General features: G+C 68.5%; 15 protein-coding genes. 5 read left to right on the forward strand and 10 right to left on the reverse strand.

All coding sequences use genetic code 11. The annotated features are described in order from the left end of the window. Positions 1-69 precede the first annotated feature (69 nt). Both ABZX37_RS37770 and ABZX37_RS37775 read left to right on the forward strand, forming a co-directional pair. Entirely contained in the window at positions 70-717 is a 648-nt protein-coding gene (locus tag ABZX37_RS37770; protein ID WP_354747921.1) for an amino acid ABC transporter permease, read from the forward strand. Then, positions 714-1,607 carry an amino acid ABC transporter permease gene (locus tag ABZX37_RS37775; RefSeq protein ID WP_354747923.1) on the forward strand — a complete coding sequence of 298 codons (894 nt, stop codon included), beginning with the start codon at positions 714-716 and terminating at the stop codon, positions 1,605-1,607. The genes ABZX37_RS37770 and ABZX37_RS37775 overlap by 4 nt, the downstream gene beginning before the upstream one ends. Before the next feature lie 68 nt (positions 1,608-1,675). Here the strand turns inward: ABZX37_RS37775 and ABZX37_RS37780 are convergent, their stop codons facing one another. From ABZX37_RS37780 to ABZX37_RS37810, 7 genes are all read right to left on the reverse strand, one after another. Then, complete coding sequence (locus tag ABZX37_RS37780; protein WP_354747925.1) at positions 1,676-2,023, reverse strand: extradiol dioxygenase; 348 nt, start codon at positions 2,021-2,023, stop codon at positions 1,676-1,678. Continuing rightward, a complete protein-coding gene (locus ABZX37_RS37785) occupies positions 2,020-2,643 on the reverse strand; it encodes a hypothetical protein (protein ID WP_354747927.1) in 624 nt (207 codons plus the stop codon). The genes ABZX37_RS37780 and ABZX37_RS37785 overlap by 4 nt, the downstream gene beginning before the upstream one ends. Positions 2,644-2,922: 279 nt before the next feature. After that, positions 2,923-3,675 carry a succinate dehydrogenase/fumarate reductase iron-sulfur subunit gene (locus ABZX37_RS37790; protein ID WP_354747929.1) on the reverse strand — a complete coding sequence of 251 codons (753 nt, stop codon included), beginning with the start codon at positions 3,673-3,675 and terminating at the stop codon, positions 2,923-2,925. Continuing rightward, entirely contained in the window at positions 3,672-5,588 is a 1,917-nt protein-coding gene (locus tag ABZX37_RS37795; protein ID WP_354747931.1) for a fumarate reductase/succinate dehydrogenase flavoprotein subunit, read from the reverse strand. The genes ABZX37_RS37790 and ABZX37_RS37795 overlap by 4 nt, the downstream gene beginning before the upstream one ends. Before the next feature lie 58 nt (positions 5,589-5,646). Further along, on the reverse strand, positions 5,647-6,477 hold the full coding sequence (locus ABZX37_RS37800) for a hypothetical protein (RefSeq protein WP_354747933.1): 831 nt from the start codon (positions 6,475-6,477) through the stop codon (positions 5,647-5,649). After that, positions 6,474-6,761, reverse strand: a complete 288-nt coding sequence (locus ABZX37_RS37805) for a hypothetical protein (RefSeq protein WP_009075085.1) — start codon at positions 6,759-6,761, stop codon at positions 6,474-6,476. The genes ABZX37_RS37800 and ABZX37_RS37805 overlap by 4 nt, the downstream gene beginning before the upstream one ends. Before the next feature lie 198 nt (positions 6,762-6,959). Beyond that, the gene (locus ABZX37_RS37810) at positions 6,960-7,538 is read right to left on the reverse strand and encodes a CGNR zinc finger domain-containing protein (RefSeq protein WP_354747935.1); all 579 of its coding nucleotides are present in this window, start codon (positions 7,536-7,538) and stop codon (positions 6,960-6,962) included. Positions 7,539-7,657: 119 nt separating this feature from the next. Between ABZX37_RS37810 and ABZX37_RS37815 the strand changes: the two genes are divergently transcribed. Next, positions 7,658-8,779, forward strand: coding sequence for an epoxide hydrolase (locus ABZX37_RS37815; protein WP_354747937.1), 1,122 nt, complete (start codon positions 7,658-7,660; stop codon positions 8,777-8,779). Here ABZX37_RS37815 and ABZX37_RS37820 read toward each other — a convergent pair. Next, positions 8,776-9,675, reverse strand: a complete 900-nt coding sequence (locus ABZX37_RS37820) for a Scr1 family TA system antitoxin-like transcriptional regulator (protein WP_354747939.1) — start codon at positions 9,673-9,675, stop codon at positions 8,776-8,778. The genes ABZX37_RS37815 and ABZX37_RS37820 overlap by 4 nt on opposite strands. 331 nt (positions 9,676-10,006) lie before the next feature. Between ABZX37_RS37820 and edd the strand changes: the two genes are divergently transcribed. Together edd and eda are read left to right on the forward strand one after the other, a co-directional pair. Continuing rightward, positions 10,007-11,947: a phosphogluconate dehydratase gene (gene edd / locus ABZX37_RS37825; protein ID WP_354747940.1), complete on the forward strand. Its 1,941-nt coding sequence runs from the start codon at positions 10,007-10,009 to the stop codon at positions 11,945-11,947. Continuing rightward, entirely contained in the window at positions 11,944-12,567 is a 624-nt protein-coding gene (gene eda / locus ABZX37_RS37830; RefSeq protein ID WP_354747942.1) for a bifunctional 4-hydroxy-2-oxoglutarate aldolase/2-dehydro-3-deoxy-phosphogluconate aldolase, read from the forward strand. The genes edd and eda overlap by 4 nt, the downstream gene beginning before the upstream one ends. A 63-nt stretch (positions 12,568-12,630) precedes the next feature. On the opposite strand, the gene ABZX37_RS37835 is transcribed toward eda, so the two are convergent. Beyond that, positions 12,631-13,149 (reverse strand): regulatory protein RecX, encoded by a 519-nt coding sequence (locus tag ABZX37_RS37835; RefSeq protein ID WP_354747944.1) that lies wholly within the window; start codon positions 13,147-13,149, stop codon positions 12,631-12,633. 704 nt (positions 13,150-13,853) lie between these two features. Beyond that, a complete protein-coding gene (gene recA, locus ABZX37_RS37840) occupies positions 13,854-14,897 on the reverse strand; it encodes a recombinase RecA (protein ID WP_354747946.1) in 1,044 nt (347 codons plus the stop codon). Positions 14,898-15,008 lie beyond the last annotated feature (111 nt).

Genomic DNA, 15,008 nt, shown 5'->3' on the forward strand with positions numbered 1-15,008 from the left:
GGTGGGCGAAGCTTTCGCCCACCGGCCGCCGCACACCCACTATCGGCACACGGACGCGGGGAAGGCTCCATGGACGTCCTGCTCGACAATCTGGACCTCTTCGGTCCGTTCTTTCTCACCACGATCGAACTGTTCCTGATCGCGGGAGCGTGCAGCCTCGTGCTGGGCACGGTCCTCGCGATGCTGCGGGTGAGCCCGGTCCCGATGCTGCGCGCGATCGGCACGACCTACGTCACCGTGCTGCGCAACACGCCGCTGACGCTGGTGTTCGCGTTCCTCGTGTTCGCCTACCCGCTGCTCGACATCGTCAAGATCGACTACTTCCCGACCGCCGCGGTGGCGCTGACGATCTACACGTCCGCGTTCATCTGCGAGGTCGTGCGCTCGGGCATCAACACGGTGCCGATCGGCCAGGCCGAGGCGGGCCGCGCGCTGGGCCTGTCGTCCGGGCAGATCCTCGGCGGCATCGTCCTCCCGCAGGCCCTGCGGTCGGTGGTGCCGCCGCTCGTCAGCATGCTCATCGCGCTGCTGAAGAACACGACGATCGCCAGCGGGTTCTCGGTGGCCGAGGCCGGCGCGATCCGGCAGTACGTGTCCGAACGCGGCGACAACCAGATGATCGCGCTGCTGTGGGTGGCGCTCGGCTTCATCATCCTCGTGTCGGTGCTGTCGCTGGTGCAGCGCAGCCTGGAGAAGCGCTGGAGCGTGGCCCGATGAGCACGGTTCTTTTCGACACCCCGGGCCCGAAAGCGCGGATGCGGCACCGGATTTACGCGGTGCTCGGCATCGTCGCCGTGGTGGCGCTGATCGCGTTCGTGATCTTCCGCTTCATCGACAGCGGCCAGTTCACCGCCCGCAAATGGGAATGGCTGCAGTACTCCCAGGTGCAGAGCGACCTCGCGACCGCCGTGCTGGCGACCGTGAAGGCCTTCGCGCTGGGCGCGGTGCTCGCCATCGTGTTCGGCGCGGTGTTCGCCGCCGGACGGCTCTCCGATCACGCGTGGGTGCGCGGATTCTGCACGTTCATCGTGGAGTTCTTCCGCGCGATCCCGCTGCTGATCCTGATGTTCCTGTTCTACTACGGCCTCCCGACCCTCGGCGTGGACACGTCGCCGCTGTTCGCGGTGGTGCTCGGCCTGACGCTGTACAACGGCTCGGTGCTGGCGGAGGTGTTCCGCGCGGGCATCCAGTCGCTGCCGAAGGGCCAGAGCGAAGCCGCGTACGCGCTCGGCATGCGCAAGACCCAGGTGATGTTCACGGTCCTGCTGCCGCAGGCTCTGCGCGCGATGCTGCCGACGATCATCAGCCAGCTGGTGGTGCTGCTCAAGGACACCGCGCTCGGCTTCCTGGTGACGTACCCGGAGCTGCTGTACTACGCCCGCTACATCGGCAGCCAGGGCGACTTCGGCCGCCCGATCGTGCCGTCGACCCTCGTGGCCGCCGCGATCTACATCGCGATGTGCCTGCTGCTGACCGCGCTCGCGACGTACTTGGAGCGGCGCAACCGCCGCAGCAAGAAGCACATCGACACGGACGCCGGCATCAAGCAGGCGGGGCTCGCCGCTGCCGCGGGCAGCAACGCGCTCGGGGGCGCTGGATCTGTCTGACGGTTCGTTACGTTCTCGTTTGAAGCCCCCGGCGCTGCTTTCGTTGCGGCGCCGGGGGTTTCTTGTTTTCAGCCGTGCGCTGTCGGATGGCGCGGTTGATACAGCGGCAGGACGCTGCCGCTGGGGAGGCGGATCGACACTCGCGTGCCCCACGAGGCTGTCGTCGCCTCATCGTCCACTTTGGCGCCCTTGCCGGTCAGCTGGCGGACTGTTTCGTCGAGGTTGTCGCACATCAGGTAGAACTCTTGCCGCGGGTCGCCTTCGGACGGGTGAACCGCGAGTTCCGTTGGGGGCAAACGGAAAATGAGCCAGTCGTTGCCTGCGTCCACGTGGCCTAGTTCTAGTACGTCCCTGAGGAACTCCCGGTCGGCCGTTGCGTCTTTGCTGTAGAGGATCACGTGGGCACCGGTGATCATGACTGGGTCCTTCCGGAAAGTTCTTCTCTGGCAAGGGAAATCGTCTCTTCCGCCAGCGCGGTCAGCTCCGCTTCCCGGCTCGCCGCGGCACGAGCCAATCGAGTGATGCCATCGACCCACGAACCCGTGCTAACGTCGATTTCATCAATGCGAGAACATCCCCGTGACAAGAGCCCTCGAGCATCCTCGTAGCGCCCGCGAGCAACTGCCTTGATCGCTCCCAGTGCGTTGGCCAGCGCACTGGCCGGCTTGGACCACTCTCCGTCCCGCGCGTGATCGGCCGGATCGCCCGGACCGGCCCCGACCTCGCGCACGGCGAGATCAAGCCGCCAGAACAAGGAAACCTCGGCGAACCGCACGAACAGCAACCGCTGTCGCGTCGAGTGGAACCAGTCAGGCGCCGTCCGGACGGCCGCCACCGGCTGCACCCGCTCCAGCGTCGCCCGCACGGAGGCCAGGCAGCCGGCCAGGCCGCCGTCGGGCACGAGCCACTCGACATCGATGTCGCTGTACTCGTCCGCGGTTCCCGTGTGCAGCGAACCGCGCAGCTGCGCACGGGAACCGGGGCACGAGACAGCCAGCGCCCCGATGATGCGGTCCGCCAGCACGTCCCGCTTCATCGCCGGTGCCGGTGCCGATGCTGGTTTCGGCCCCGTTCCCGGTGCCGGTCCCGGTGCCGGGACCGCTGCCGATGCCGGTTTCGGCTTCGGCTTCGGTACTGGCGCTCGCCCGGCCGTCCAGCCGGACGGGATCTGCTCCATGCCATTACGTCCGTAGTCGCCGTCTGAGGAGGAAATGCCTATCGCCCAACCACAACTGAATACGCCCACAGACCGGGTGAAGGGGTCCGCAGTCCGCGAACCCAGCCGCCACGGCGTCGTGCCGAGGGAGCGCGCTGGTCACCGGTTACGGCGGAACAGCTTGTCCCCCAGCCAGACAATCGGGTCGTACTTGCGGTCGGCGACGCGTTCCTTCATCGGGATCAGCGCGTTGTCGGTGATGTGGATGCCTTCCGGGCACACCTCGGTGCAGCACTTCGTGATGTTGCAGAGCCCGAGCCCGTGCTCGTCCTGGGCGGCGTCGCGGCGGTCGGCGACGTCCAACGGATGCATCTCCAGTTCGGCGATCCGCATGAGGTAACGAGGTCCGGCGAAGCTCTCCTTGTTCTCCTCGTGGTCGCGGACGACGTGGCAGGTGTTCTGGCACAGGTAGCACTCGATGCACTTGCGAAACTCTTGCGAGCGCTCGACATCCACCTGCTGCATCCGGTACTCGCCGGGTTGCAGCCCCTCCGGCGGGGTGAACGACGGGATCTCGCGAGCCTTCGTGTAGTTGAACGACACGTCGGTGACGAGGTCGCGGATCACCGGGAAGGTGCGCATCGGCGTGACCGTCACGACCTCGGCCTCGGTGAACGTCGACATGCGCGTCATGCACAGCAGCCGCGGCCTGCCGTTGATCTCCGCCGAGCAGGAGCCGCACTTGCCTGCCTTGCAGTTCCAGCGCACGGCGAGATCGGCGGCCTGGGTGGCCTGCAGCCGGTGGATGATGTCGAGCACGACCTCGCCCTCGTTCACCTCAACGGTGAAGTCCTGCAGGTCGCCGCCGGTCGCGTCGCCTCGCCACACGCGGAACTTCGCCTGGTAGCTCACGCGGTCCTCCCGGGGTGGGTCTCCAGCTCGCCGTCGGTGAAGTACTTGCCCAGTTCGTCGAGTTCGAACAGCTCGAGCAAGTCCGGCCGCATCGGGACCTGTTCCTTCACGGCCACGTCGACGTCCGGCACGAGCGGGTTGTCGCCCGGCTGCGCGGAGCAGACGAGCAGCCGGTGCCGCCAGTCCGCGTCCATCGACGGGTAGTCGTCGCGAGTGTGGCCGCCGCGGCTTTCCGTGCGGGTCAGCGCCGCACGGGCGACGCATTCGCTCACCAGCAGCATGTTCCGCAGGTCGAGCGCGAGGTGCCAGCCGGGGTTGAACTGCCGGTGGCCTTCCACCTCCACCTGCCGCACGCGACGGCGGATGTCCGCGAGCTTTTCCAGCGCCCGCCGGATTTCCCCGGCCTTGCGGATGATGCCGACCAGGTCGTTCATCGACTGCTGCAGCTCGGTGTGCAGCGTGTACGGGTTCTCCGGCGTGCCGTCGGCAGGCGGGTCGAACGGTTCGAGCGCCATCGCAGCCGCGGTGTCCACATCGGACTGCGAAACCGCGGGCCGGTCCTTGAGACCGTCCACATAGGACGCTGCGCCCAGTCCGGCTCGCCTGCCGAACACGAGCAGGTCCGACAGCGAGTTGCCGCCGAGCCGGTTCGACCCGTGCATCCCGCCGGAGCACTCCCCCGCCGCGAACAGCCCGGGCACGCTCGCCGCGCCGGTGTCCGGGTCGACCTCCACGCCGCCCATCACGTAGTGGCAGGTCGGACCGACCTCCATTGCCTCCTTGGTGATATCGACGTCGGCCAGTTCCTTGAACTGGTGGTACATCGACGGCAGCCGCCGCTGGATCTCCTCGGCGGGCAGCCTGCTCGCGATGTCGAGGAACACGCCGCCGTGCGGGGATCCGCGCCCCTCCTTGACCTCGGAGTTGATCGCCCGCGCCACCTCGTCGCGCGGGAGCAGGTCCGGCGTGCGGCGGTTGTTCTCCTGGTCGGTGTACCAGCGGTCGGCCTCGCCCTCGCTGTCCGCGTACTGGCCCTTGAACACCTCGGGCACGTACTCGAACATGAACCGTTTGTCCTCGGAGTTCTTGAGCACCCCGCCGTCGCCGCGCACGCCCTCGGTGACGAGGATGCCCTTCACGCTCGGCGGCCAGACCATCCCGGTCGGATGGAACTGCACGAACTCCATGTTGATCAGCTTCGCGCCGGCGCGAAGGGCCAGCGCGTGCCCGTCGCCGGTGTACTCCCACGAATTCGACGTCACCTTGAACGACTTGCCGATGCCGCCCGTCGCGAGCACCACCGCGGGCGCTTCGAACAGCACGAACCGCCCGCTCTCGCGCCAGTAGCCGAACGCCCCGGCGACCGCGCCGTTGTCCAGCAGCAGCTCGGTGACCGTGCATTCGGCGAAGACCTTGATCCGGGCCTCGTAGTCGCCGTACTTCTTGAAATCCTCCTGCTGCAGCGAAACGATCTTCTGCTGCATCGTGCGGATCAGCTCGAGCCCGGTGCGGTCGCCGACGTGCGCGAGCCGCGGGTATGTGTGCCCGCCGAAGTTGCGCTGGCTGATCCGCCCGTCCGCGGTACGGTCGAAGAGCGCGCCGTACGTCTCCAGTTCCCAGACGCGGTCCGGCGCTTCCCGGGCGTGCAGCTCGGCCATCCGCCAGTTGTTGAGGAACTTCCCGCCGCGCATGGTGTCGCGGAAGTGCACCTGCCAGTTGTCGTTCGAGTTCGCGTTGCCCATCGACGCCGCGCAGCCGCCCTCGGCCATCACCGTGTGCGCTTTGCCGAAAAGGGATTTGCACACCACCGCGACGCTGAAACCGCGTTCGCGCGCTTCGATCACCGCGCGCAGACCGGCGCCGCCGGCACCGATCACCACCACGTCGTAGCTGTGCCGTTCGACCTCGGTCATGGAATAAGCCACCTCACGAGCTGGGGAGAACTGCCTTGCGCTGCTGGATTTCCGGGGTTCAGCCCACGAATCGCAGGTCCGAGATCGCACCGCTGGACACGAGCATCACGTAGAAGTCGGTCAGCACGAGCGTGCCGAGCGTCGTCCACGCGAGGGCCATGTGCCGCGTGTTGAGCTTCGTGACCTGCGTCCAGATCCAGTACCGGACGGGATGTTTCGAGAAATGCTTGAGCCGCCCGCCGGTGACGTGCCGGCACGAGTGGCAGGAGAGCGTGTACGCCCACAGCAGCACGACGTTCAGCACGAGAATCACGTTGCCGAGCCCGAAACCGAACCCGGTGGGACTCCGGAAGGCGACAATGGCGTCGTAGGTGTTGACGAGCGACACGACGCACGCGACGTAGAAGAAATACCGGTGCACGTTCTGCACGATCAGCGGCAGCCGCGTCTCGCCGGTGTAGCGCGCGTGCGGTTCGGCGACCGCGCAGGCAGGCGGGGAGAACCATACGGAGCGGTAGTAGGCCTTGCGGTAGTAGTAGCAGGTCAACCGGAACCCGAGCAGGAACGGCAGCACGAGCACGCCGAGCGGCAGCCAGGTCGGCATTTCGCCGAACCAGTGCCCGAAGTGGCTCGATCCCGGGACGCAGGAAGTGGACACGCAGGGGGAGTAAAACGGCGTCAGATAGTGGTATTCGGGCACCCAGTAGGCGGTGCGCACGAATGCCCGGACAGTCGCGTAAACGACGAAGGTGGCCAGCCCCAGCACAGTGAGCAGGGGCGACAGCCACCACCGGTCGGTGCGCAGTGTCCGGGCGGCGAGCCGCGCCCGCCCCGGCGCTCGAACGCCGGTGGGGGCGCGGCTGACGTCGTTGTCAGCGGGGGCGCTCACCGCTGGTCGCGCTTGTAGCCACCGACACCTTCGTCGTCAGCGCCGCTCCACAGCGCCGGATCGTAGGGAGTATCGGGGACAGGCACGCGTTCGACGGCTTTCGCCTGCGCGGGCACAGCGGGCGGGTGCCCGTCCAGATCAGCGGTGTCGATGTCGAGCCGCTCGACGTCGTTGGCCAGCCGGCGCACCGCGGACGCGTCGCCGTAGCGCGATCGCAATGCGCCCACGCACTGCCGCAACTGGCCGATGGTGCGCCGGAGTTCGGCGATCTCTGTGGTGGACATCGGAAGCCTCCCTGATGGTGGGGCCGGCAGTTCGGGTGACGATCAACGTCGCCGGGTACGACTCTGCCTCGCGCGGTGCACTGTGACAAGTAGCACATTTACCAGAGCGGGGCATGTTGTACCTGTTGACCTGGGAATTTCTCGCCAGATAGGGGCCGAAAGTGGGGTCCAGGACGTCCCTGGGACGTCAGCCGGCATTCAACGCGGGCTGCGACGGCTCCGGTAGGCCGCGACACTCGCCCGGTGTGCGCAGTTTCGGGTGCAGTACTGCTTCGAGCCGTTGCGCGACAGGTCAACAAAAGTGGCTCGACAGTTCAACCCGGCACATACGCCGAGACGAGCGGGACCGAGCGTGGCGATCACGGAGGCCAGTGCGCTCAGCAAGGTCGCCGCTAGGTGCGCCGAGCAGCGGTCGGTGTCGGAGATTACCTCGGTCCACCAGCGGTCGTCCTCGTGGCGCAGTACCGGGGTGGCGCGGTTGCGACGCAGGCCGTCGTTGATCAGGGCAGCGGCTTCGATCGGGTCCGCAGCCGCCCGTTCGAGCATCTCGCGCACCGTCTCGCGTAACGCGCGGACTTCCGTCAGATCGGCGCGGGTGAGATGCCGCGGGCCTTGGTTTGCGGCCGAACTCCGAGGGGCAGCCGCGGGATGGTCGGCGAGGAACTCCCGGAGCTGCTCCACGGTCTCGAGCGCGTCCTCTCCCTTGATCGGTCTCAAGGTGTTGGCCAGGTCGACGGCCGCCTGGACTGCCGCTGGGCCGTGATACGCATCCTGCATTTGACGTGTCTCCTCGCCGCGCCGTAGCGTGACATGCAAATGAGCTTTTGCATGTCACAACGTACCTGGCAGGGACGCTCCCGCGCGGAAGGGGCCTTGACCAGTAAGGAGCCTCGCCAATGTCCGCCGAGCCGTTCGAGGTCAGCGTCACCGAAGCCGAGATCGCGGACCTGCGCGAGCGATTGCGCCGGACCCGGTGGCCCGAGCGCGAGACGGTGGACGACTGGTCGCAGGGGTTGCCGCTGGCGTATGCGCGGGAGCTGTGCAGCAGCTGGGCCGAGGACTACGACTTCGGGTTCGCCGCGCGGCTGAACGCCTTCCCGCAGTTCCGCGACACGATCGACGGGCTGGGCATCCACTTCCTGCACGTCCGCTCGCCGGAGCCGGACGCGTTCCCGCTCGTGCTCACGCACGGGTGGCCGGGTTCGGTGCTCGAATTCCTGGAGATTCTCGGCCCGCTGACCGATCCGCGCGCGCACGGCGGTGACCCGGCGGACGCGTTCCACGTGGTCGCGCCGTCATTGCCCGGGTACGGCTGGAGTGACAAGCCGTCGACGACCGGGTGGGGTGTCACTCGCATCGCGCGCGCCTGGGACACGTTGATGGTCTCGCTGGGTTACGAACGATACGGCGCGCAGGGCGGCGACTGGGGCTCGGCGGTGTCCGGCGCGCTGGGCGAGGTGGCTCCCGAGCGGGTCGCTGGCGTGCACCTGAACCTGGGATCCGTGGCGGCGGGCGCGTTCGACGACCCGACGCCGGCGGAGCTGGCGAATCTCCAGGCCGAGAAGGAAATGCAGCGCACCGGCCGGGGGTACTCGGCGCTCCAGGCGACCCGGCCGCAGACCCTCGGCTACGGCCTCACCGACTCCCCTGCGGGGCAGGCCGCCTGGATCGCCGAGAAGTTCTGGGCGTGGACGGACAACGACGGCCATCCCGAGGACGCGGTGTCGCGGCAGGCGATCCTCGACGAGATCTCGGTCTACTGGTTCACCGCGTCAGCCACGTCGTCGGCGCGTCTGTACTGGGAGAGCTTCGCCGACTTCCGGGACAAGGTGACCGCGCCGTCCGGGCTGTCGGTCTACCCGCGCGACATCACCCGCCCGTCGCGGCGGGAGGCCGAGCTGCGGTTCACCGACCTGCGCTGGTTCGAGGAGCTGCCCCGTGGTGGCCACTTCGCCGCGCTGGAGCAGCCGGAGTCGCTGGTCGAGCAGGTGCGCGGGTTCTTCCGCCTGTTCCGCTAGCCAGCGGGATCCTCGCCCGCCAAGAGCCGCGTCAGTCCGGCCTCATTCGCCAGCCGCTGGGTTTTCACCTCCTCCGCGAAACCGGCGGCCGCGGCCGACAAGCTGTGCAGCGAATCCGTTCGAGACAGCGCGGACTCGGCCAGCCGCTCGATGGTTCCCGCGTACGGGGCAGCCTGCCGACCGACCAGAAAGACACCCGCGCGATGGTGCGGGCAGTACACGACTTCCGTCTCGTCCCGCTGCCGGTACCGGCTGAACGCGTCCTCCGAAACGGCCGGACTCGGGACCAGCCGAATCTTCACCGTCTGCGAAACCTCCATGAGGTACCGCACCTGCCGCAGCATTACCTCGGCATCGCCAAGATGGTTCCGCAGTGCCTCGGTTCCGACGAACAGCTGCGCCTCGACCGCCTCCGCACCGAACAGAATCTCGTTGCGGCTCAAGCGGTTCTCCACAACCTGCTCCAGGATCTCCTTGTCCCGCAGGCCCGGACCGAACACCAGCCGCGCGTAATCGGGGATCTGCAGCAACTCCGGGATCTGCAGCGGAGCCCACACCGTTACCGACTCCGCGGTCCGCTCGTGCCCGGCCACCATCGCGTAGTGCGCCGTATCCGCCTGCGATCCCCGCATGACCCAGCTCGACCCCGCCAGCTCGCGCGCCAGCGCCATGATCCGCGCCTTCTTCTCGCCGACCACTCCGAGCGCGCCCAGTACCCCTGCCACGTCCTCCAGCGTCGGCATCCGCTGGCCCAGCTCCCAGCTCGACAGCAGCGCCGGGTCGACCCCGAGCCACCGGCCCAGCTCGCCCAAACCGAAGCTCGCCTCGATCCGGGCGTTCCGCAGTGCCGTGCCCAAAACGCGGTCGTACGGGGCGGGCATCTCCGAATCTCGCATCCACAGTCACCTCCGGCCGCGGATAGTGCCTGTCCCAAACTGCTGACACCTATTCACATCGCCCGATCCGTGTCTTCAGCCGCGGACGACACCGCCTTGAGTACCCCTGAGCCCAGCTCCACGGCCGCATCACCGGCTTCGCCGGCACCAGCCGCACCTCCCGGACCAGCGCCGCCCGCCCGCCCGGCCCAGGCCCGGCACCGTCACCCCATAGGGGGTCTTCTGAATCGATTTTGTTTCCAGAGGGTTTTCGGGTTACCGTGTGCACCGTCACGTTCCCGCGACGCCAGCGCCGCCGTCTCGCGAACCCGTCACGAGCCGGGAGCTTGAGATGAGCAGCAGCCCGAACCCGACCGCCGCGGTGCACCGCGTTCTCGCCGACGTCACCGACCGGATCGCCGAGCGCAGCGCGGACACGCGCGCGGCGTACCTCGCCCGCAGCGCGGCCGCTTTCGAGGAGGGGCCGGTCCGCCGCGGCCTCGCTTGCAGCAACCTCGCGCACGGTTTCGCCGCGATGGACGGCGTCGACAAGCAGGCGCTGCGGCAGCTGCGCGCGCCCGGCGTCGCGATCGTGTCCTCCTACAACGACATGCTCTCCGCGCACCAGCCGATGCAGGATTACCCGGCGTGGCTGAAGAAATCTGTCCGCGAAGTCGGCGGTGTCGCGCAGTTCGCGGGTGGGGTGCCCGCGATGTGCGACGGCATCACGCAGGGTCGTCCGGGCATGGAGTTGTCGCTGTTCAGCCGCGAGGTGATCGCGATGGCGACGGCGATCGCGTTGTCCCACGACATGTTCGACGCGGCGTTGTTGCTCGGCGTGTGCGACAAGATCGTGCCGGGATTGTTGATCGGCGCGCTGTCGTTCGGGCATCTGCCCGCGGTGCTCGTGCCGGCCGGGCCGATGAATTCAGGCTTGCCCAACAAGGAAAAAGCCCGCGTGCGCCAGCTATACGCGGAAGGGCTCGCGACGCGGGAAGACCTGCTCGACGCGGAAGCCGCGTCGTATCACTCCGCTGGTACCTGCACGTTTTACGGCACCGCCAACTCGAACCAGATGGTGGTCGAGGTGATGGGCTTGCACCTGCCGGGCGCCAGCTTCGTGCCACCGAACACGCCGTTGCGCCAGGCGCTCACCGCAGAGGCCGGACGGCGGGTCGTCGAACTGTCCCGAGGCGAGGCGTATACGCCGATTTCGCAGGTGCTGGACGAAAAAGCGTTCGTGAACGGCATCGTCGCGCTGCTGGCCACCGGCGGGTCGACGAACCACACGATGCACCTGGTGGCGATCGCCGCGGCGGCCGGGATTCAGCTGAGCTGGGACGATTTCTCGGACCTGTCGGCGGTCGTGCCGCTGCTGGCGCGGGTATACCCGAACGGCAGCGCGGACATCAACCACTTCCACGCGGCCGGCGGCATCCAGTTCCTCGTCGGCACGCTGCTCGACGCGGGCCTGCTGCACGAGGACGTGCTCACCGTCGCGGGTCCCGGTCTTCGCCGGTACACGCAAGAGCCGATCTTGTCGGACGGCGAACTGGTGTGGCGAGACGTGCCGACGCGCAGCCTCGACGAGGAGGTGCTGCGTCCGGTGTGGCGGCCGTTCGCGCCGGACGGCGGGCTGCGGATGGTGGCGGGCAACTTGGGACGGGCGGTCACGAAGGTGTCGGCGGTGGCTCCTGAGCACCGGGTGGTGGAGGCACCGGCGCGGGTGTTCACGTCGCAGGACGGGTTCCAGGTCGCGTTCGAGGCCGGGGAACTGGACCGGGATGTTGTCGTGGTGCTGCGGCAGCAGGGTCCGCAGGCGAACGGAATGCCGGAGCTGCACGGACTGACGCCGGCGCTGGGCGTGCTGATGGACCGCGGATTCCGGGTCGCGCTGCTCACTGACGGGCGGATGTCGGGCGCGTCGGGCAAAGTTCCGGCCGCGATTCAGGTGACACCGGAGGCCGCGGTGGGCGGGCCGATCGCCCGGATCGCCGACGGCGACGTGATCCGGTTCGACGCCCGGTCCGGGTCCCTCGACGTACTGATCGCGGATGACGAATTGGCACGGCGGGACCTCGCGGACGCTCCGCCGTCGGAGGCCGCGTGGAGCGGGACCGGGCGGGAGCTGTTCGGGGCGTTGCGGCGCGCGATCGGCCCGGCTGACCAGGGCGCGAGCGTCTTCGGGGCCCTCACGCCGGAGCTGGACCTCGCCCGGGGCGTTCCGCCATTCGGAAGCGGGACAATGGACGCGTCCCCCTACGCTCTCCAGACCCAGGAGGTCGGTCAGTGACCACCGGCACGGACCTGCTCGCCCTGTCCCCCGTGATGCCCGTCGTGGTGATCGACGACGTCGACGACGCGGTCCCGACGGCCCGCGCCCTGCACGCCGGCGGGATCGGGGTGATCGAGCTGACGCTGCGCACGCCGGTCGCGCTGACCGCGATCGAGCGGGTGGCCTCGGAGGTGCCGGACATCGTCGTGGGCGCCGGAACGGTGACCTCGCCGGAGCAGGCGAAGCAGGCCGCCGACGCGGGCGCGAAGTTCCTGGTGACGCCGGGCTGCACGGACTCGGTGCTGGACGCCGCCTTCGCCACCGGGTTGCCGTTCCTGCCGGGCGCGAGCACGGTGTCGGAGGCGATGCGGCTGGCCGAACGCGGGTTGAGCGCGCTGAAGTTCTTCCCGGCGGAGGCCAGCGGGGGCGCGGCGTTCCTGAAGTCGATCGCCGGACCGCTGCCGCAGCTGCAGTTCTGCCCGACCGGTGGGATCACGGTGTCGTCGGCACCGTCGTATCTGGCGCTGCCGAACGTCGGCTGTATCGGCGGATCGTGGCTGACGCCGTCGAAGCTGGTGGCGGCCAAGGACTTCGCTGCCGTCGAGAAGCTGGCCGCCGAAGCTGCCGCGCTGCGCTGAGCCTTCCCGGAACCCGTCGCCTTCGTGCTGGAGGCGGCGGGTTTCTTGGTGGCGCAGGCCCGATCAGTCGACCGTCGCGTCGTCCAGCAGGCTGGATTCCGCGCCGAACTCGCGGAGCTCGTCGCGGATCACTGTGTACGCCAGTCCTTGCGGATAGCCCTTGCGCGCGAGGAACCCGAGCAACCGGCGGATCGCGGTTTGCTCGTCGACGTTCCCGAGCGACCTCAGCCGTTTGCGCACCAGCTCGCGAGCCCGCTGTTCCTCGGATTCCCGGTCGACTTCCTCCGCCGCAAGTGCGGCGACCTCGTCGTCGACGCCCTTGCGCCGCAACTCCGCGACCAACGCCGTGCGCGACAACCCTTGGTTGGCGTGCCGGTCGCGGACCCAGGCTTCGGCGAACTCCGCGTCGTTGACGAGACCGGCCCGGTCGAGCTTGCCGAGCAGGGTTTCGCTGGTCTCGCTGTCGAAACCCTTGCGCTGCAACGTCTGCCGCAGCTCCTCGACCGCCCGCGGCCGGGCGGCGAGGAGGTCGAAGCAGATCTCCTTGGCCTTCTTGGCCCGCTCCTCCGGAGGCAACTCCATCGGATCGACCTTCGGCGCCCTGGCCACGACCACACTCCCGTTCCCAGTGCCGCCGTCGGACGACGGCACCGCCACACCGTTTCTCACCCGGTGCCGGACACCGCCGGTTCAGCACCGTCTTGCCTCCCGCCGACCGAACCGCGGCCGACGAAACACCCGGACCGGACGCGACCAGCCTCCGCGCCAGCGAATCCCGGTACCGGCAAGCCCGCGCGCCCGCCGCCTCGGGTCGACCGCGCACACCTCGCCGACCGACCCCAGCCGCAATCCGGTCCCCATCGCTGACCGGCGCAGCCGCAATCGCACACGATCCACTGAGAGGCCCAGCTGCAGTCGGCTCACGATCCACTGACCAATTCAGCCGCGATCGCGCACGACCCGCCGACCACTCCAGCTGCAATCAGCTCACGATCCGCCGACCGCACTCAGCCGCCCCGCACCCAGGCAGGGAATCCTCTCCCGCCAAGCAACAGGACGCCGACGCCGACGCCTCCGGAACACCGCCACGCCCGAATATCCCGCTACGGCGAACCGCACCAGGCCCAGACCTCGCCGAAGATCCCGGCGCGACTGATCGCAGCGGACCTGGACCTCACCGGGGGACCCCGGCGCGGCGAACCGCACCAGACCCAGGCTTCAGCGACAGCCCGATACCTGACCCGAGCACCGGGGAGGGAACCTGCCGATCCCCTCCCCTCCCCGGATCAGAAGTCGACCGGCGCGGGCACTGCCTCGGCCTGGGCGTCGACCTGCGGGCCGATGTTGAGCTTCTCCTTGATGCGTTTCTCTATCTCGTTGGCGATGTCCGGGTTGTCGCGCAGGAACTTCCGCGCGTTCTCCTTGCCCTGGCCGAGCTGGTCGCCCTCGTACGTGTACCAGGCACCCGACTTGCGCAGAATGCCCTGGTCGACGCCCATGTCGATGAGCGAGCCCTCGCGGGAGACGCCCACGCCGTAGAGGATGTCGAACTCGGCCTGCTTGAAGGGCGGGGCCATCTTGTTCTTGACGACCTTGACGCGGGTGCGGTTGCCGACCGGCTCGCCGCCGTCCTTGAGCGTTTCGATGCGGCGGACGTCGAGGCGGACCGAGGCGTAGAACTTGAGCGCCTTGCCGCCGGTCGTGGTCTCCGGCGAGCCGAACATGACGCCGATCTTCTCGCGCAGCTGGTTGATGAAGATCGCGGTGGTGCCGGAGTTGTTCATCGCACCGGTCATCTTGCGCAGCGCCTGGCTCATCAGGCGGGCCTGGAGGCCGACGTGCGAGTCGCCCATCTCGCCCTCGATCTCGGCGCGCGGCACGAGCGCGGCCACGGAGTCGATGACCAGGATGTCGAGCGCGCCGGAGCGGATCAGCATGTCCGCGATCTCCAGCGCCTGCTCGCCGGTGTCCGGCTGGGACACGAGCAGCGCGTCGGTGTCGACGCCGAGCTTCCTGGCGTACTCCGGGTCCAGCGCGTGCTCCGCGTCGATGAACGCCGCGATGCCGCCGTTGCGCTGCGCGTTCGCCACCGCGTGCAGGGCGACCGTGGTCTTACCGGAGGACTCCGGGCCGTAGACCTCGATGACACGGCCTCGGGGCAGGCCGCCGATGCCGAGCGCGACGTCGAGGGCGATCGCGCCGGTGGGGATCACGGAGACGGGCGGGCGGTTGTCCTCGCCGAGGCGCATCACCGAGCCCTTGCCGTACTGCTTGTCGATCTGCGCAAGGGCGAGCTCGAGCGCCTTGTCCTTGTCGGGTGCTGCTGGCATGGAAGTCCACCTCGCTGGTTGGGGCCTGTGTCTGTTCGGTTGTCCAGATCAAGCTTGTCCGGGGTCCAAGCTCTGTCCGGTCCGACGCTACGGGGAGGGACCGACAATTCC

It is taken from the genome of Amycolatopsis sp. NPDC004079 (assembly GCF_040610415.1).
Taxonomy (GTDB): Bacteria; Actinomycetota; Actinomycetes; order Mycobacteriales; family Pseudonocardiaceae; genus Amycolatopsis; species Amycolatopsis halotolerans.